At 36.2% G+C, this 3107-nt stretch carries 5 protein-coding genes; all 5 read right to left on the bottom strand.

The window, feature by feature from the left end; translation table 11 throughout:
• Positions 1-47: 47 nt before the first annotated feature.
• The 5 genes from ACUVXA_RS18825 to ACUVXA_RS18805 all read right to left on the bottom strand — a co-directional run bounded on the left by ACUVXA_RS18825 (position 48) and on the right by ACUVXA_RS18805 (position 2907).
• Positions 48-1052 (bottom strand): UbiA family prenyltransferase, encoded by a 1005-nt coding sequence (locus ACUVXA_RS18825; protein WP_445872828.1) that lies wholly within the window; start codon positions 1050-1052, stop codon positions 48-50.
• Positions 1053-1262: 210 nt separating this feature from the next.
• Positions 1263-1634 (bottom strand): SCP2 sterol-binding domain-containing protein, encoded by a 372-nt coding sequence (locus ACUVXA_RS18820; RefSeq protein ID WP_445872827.1) that lies wholly within the window; start codon positions 1632-1634, stop codon positions 1263-1265.
• A 15-nt stretch (positions 1635-1649) separates the two neighbouring features.
• Positions 1650-1898, bottom strand: a complete 249-nt coding sequence (locus ACUVXA_RS18815) for a hypothetical protein (protein WP_445872826.1) — start codon at positions 1896-1898, stop codon at positions 1650-1652.
• Positions 1899-1900: 2 nt separating this feature from the next.
• Complete coding sequence (locus ACUVXA_RS18810; protein ID WP_445872825.1) at positions 1901-2200, bottom strand: hypothetical protein; 300 nt, start codon at positions 2198-2200, stop codon at positions 1901-1903.
• A gap of 14 nt (positions 2201-2214) precedes the next feature.
• The gene (locus tag ACUVXA_RS18805; protein WP_445872824.1) at positions 2215-2907 is read right to left on the bottom strand and encodes a nitroreductase family protein; all 693 of its coding nucleotides are present in this window, start codon (positions 2905-2907) and stop codon (positions 2215-2217) included.
• Positions 2908-3107: the final 200 nt, after the last annotated feature.

The raw sequence follows: 3107 nt of genomic DNA, 5'->3' as shown, positions 1-3107 counted from the left end.
GAAGTTGAAAGAGACCATTCCGAACCTCGAAGTGTACAAAAGACTTTTTACGCCCTAATAACTATTAGAATTATTTCTGTAGCAATAAGAATTAGCGTTGTTAACGAAATCCATTTTATAAGATTCCATGTATTCTTTCTATCGGGTTTTAAAACTAAATAAACCATAAAAAACGCTGTTGTGAAAACCAATAATATGGTTCTCCAATCAAAAACAATATGCTCAAACATTATCAAAACACCAGAAACATAAAGTAAAAGACTTAATAGGATTGAATAACGCTTACCCAAAAAAACACTAATTGTCTTAATACCTGACCTTTTATCACTATCAAAATCCAAAACAGCCGTCAAAACATAAAAGGCTCCGCCTATTAAAGTACCGCCAACCATCTCAAGAAAAGGAAACCAAGACGTGCTAATTAATACCATGAAAATGAGTAAAATTTCTCCTCCTATCCAAAAATAATATGAAAGTCTAAAAACAAGAATAGAATGAAATAAAATCTCTGAAGAGTTGTGAAAAACAATCCAACCTGCAATAAAAGGTAGAGTAAAAAGACCAACAGCATTCCAGATAACATCAAGAGGAGCTCTCCTTTTCATTCTAGGATAATAGGAATAAGAGATAGAAATCAAACTACCAATCAAAATCATAACTGCAAACACCAAAGACACATACAAACTAATAAAAAAACTAGTAATAAAACAGAAAATCATAATAATTTTCATTTGGGTGGGGGATACCCCATAATAAACAATAGGATTCTGATAGTCTTTTCGGAAAGATCCTAAATCGCTGTCTTCTGCATCTACCAACGAATTTAAACAAGAACTAGAAATTCCTAAAAGAAAAATAGAAAGATAAGACAGTAAAAAAATTGGAAGGGAAAGACTCGATAAAATAAAAAACATAAAAACAGAACTGTATTGGTAGAGACTCCAAGAAAAGGGATTAAATAATGACAAAATAATTCCAATAATGAAACTACCAACAGGGATAAGGGAAAGCACCGGTCTAACAATGTGGTATAGCTTCATTAGATTAGACACTGTACTATCTCCCAACCAATAAGTATCAAACAAAGATTGTATAAAGAACAAGTCGAATAATCTTTTTAAACATTATTCGGGTAACCTATCTAATAACATATTTGATTTGTTGAACACAAAATATTACTATGAAAATTATTGCAAAATCGGTATTAAAGTAAAATAAAAATTGAAAAAATTCCTAAAAAGAAAAGAAGAAAAAGTAAGAATCTAACCTGATGGAATAACTCCTGCGGTCATTGCAATCTGTATAAAAGGCTGAATTTCGTTTGCAGCACCAATAATAAACAAAGTTCCCTCATTAAGAAGTTGAGACCATTTCTTCTTACCAGTAACCATATCGTTCCAAGCGTCTGCCGTAGCACGAATCACAATATCTGGAGTGTGACTCTCTCCGTCAACAAACTTAGCTTTATCCGGCCAGAAAACAATATGAAATTTCTTATCATCAATTTCAAACGCGTGAATCCTGCCTACATATCCTTCTAACCACTTGGCTAAAATGCCCTTCGCTGGGGCACTCTTATTGATGGCGTCCACCAACTGTTTAAAACCTTCCACAATCTTCTTTACATCAGCCATGCAAACCCCTCACACCTACTTTTTAATCCATTCGATCAAAGCATCCAAGGCAGCTCTCTTAAGTGTACCCGCAGATAGTGTGCCATATTTCTTTTCAACTTTCTGAACCAAGGCATCAATATGTTCCTCAGGTACAACCACCATAATGTGTGGCAAATTAATCTGCATAAACCAGCGGCCAATCGAACCAAAGAACTTCATATCCTTAAGCCATTCGGAAAGATCCTCCTTTTTAATTTCCCTTTTGCCTAACCATTCACTCATCTTTACTTACCTCCAAAGGTATACCAATCTTTATCCAAAATCGTCTCGGTGAAAACTCCTTTAGTCTTAGGGATATGCTCCAAGGTGTCCCCGGACTTGTTAAGCAGATCAAAACCTGTGGGCCAATCAATAGCAATCCTTTGCCTTTCACCCTTTTTCCTACCAAGCACTACTCCCCCACCTCTCGTCGTCCAAAGAGTAAGCACATACATAGCAAGCGATTCTGGTGAAATCTCCCCTTTCTTGGCAATCTCTTCAAATTTCTTTTTAACATCTATATCCAAATTTATTGTCAACGACACCTTTTCCTCCTCCTTTATCTCCTTAATTCACTCCTAATATACGGGATACCCCAAGCCTCTCTAAATGTTACCCCTTCCATAGGATATCTTGTAGGACCAAGAACCCTTGCATACAATGGAACACCCAAACAAAAAGCAGTTAATGGTGTCCAACCCTTGGGTATACCAAAGTAATCGGAAACTAATTCCCGTCGCCGCTCATCACCAATGACAGGAAAACTGTCCCAACCAGCGCCAACGCCCAGTGCTGTACATGCAAGCCACATATTTTGTACAGCCATACTCATTGCAGCAATATTGATCTCTTTTATTGATCCAGGTATTGTTGGTAGATCGTAGTAGTGATCTGAGTAGCAGCACAGGATTACTGTGTCTGAAGTTTCTGGATATCTAAATAGTGAACCATCGAACATGCCCTCAACCGTATCAACCCTTGCTGGCGGAGGCACATACCACAGACGGTCTGCAGGCATTTCGAACCGCGACATTCCGAATGCTCCAGAGGAGGTTTCCTGGGCCAAGTCCGCCAAAAGTTCCTTGGATTTTTGGTCTCTAATTACAATGTATTTCCAAGCTTGCACATTTTCAGGTGAGGGTGCATGTCTTGCAACATCTAAAATTTTTTCAATTTTCCATTCAGGAATTTTTTCTCCTACCTTAAATTGTCTGATAGAACGTCTAGTATACATCGCTTCAAAAACATCCAAATATTCACACCTCCTTTAAATATCCTCCTTGGTTACGCCATAAAAAATGATGTTATGTTTTATATTTAAATTTTGCATCCTTTACTAAAACTCATTTTCCTCGTTTATGAAAGTATTAAATATGATTATCCTAATATTTTAGTAATAAGTATAATAATATATATATTTATAGTCAACATACGATATATCCACTATTACTT

This window comes from Candidatus Jordarchaeum sp., from assembly GCF_052745115.1.
The sequence above is the reverse complement of the archived record's forward strand: the minus strand, read 5'-3'. Positions and strand labels throughout refer to the sequence as shown.

Coding starts and splice junctions, on each gene's coding strand:
- ACUVXA_RS18815 (WP_445872826.1), bottom strand. CDS start 1,898: ATGAGTGAATGGTTAGGCAAAAGGGAAATTAAAAAGGAGGATCTTTCC.
- ACUVXA_RS18820 (WP_445872827.1), bottom strand. CDS start 1,634: ATGGCTGATGTAAAGAAGATTGTGGAAGGTTTTAAACAGTTGGTGGAC.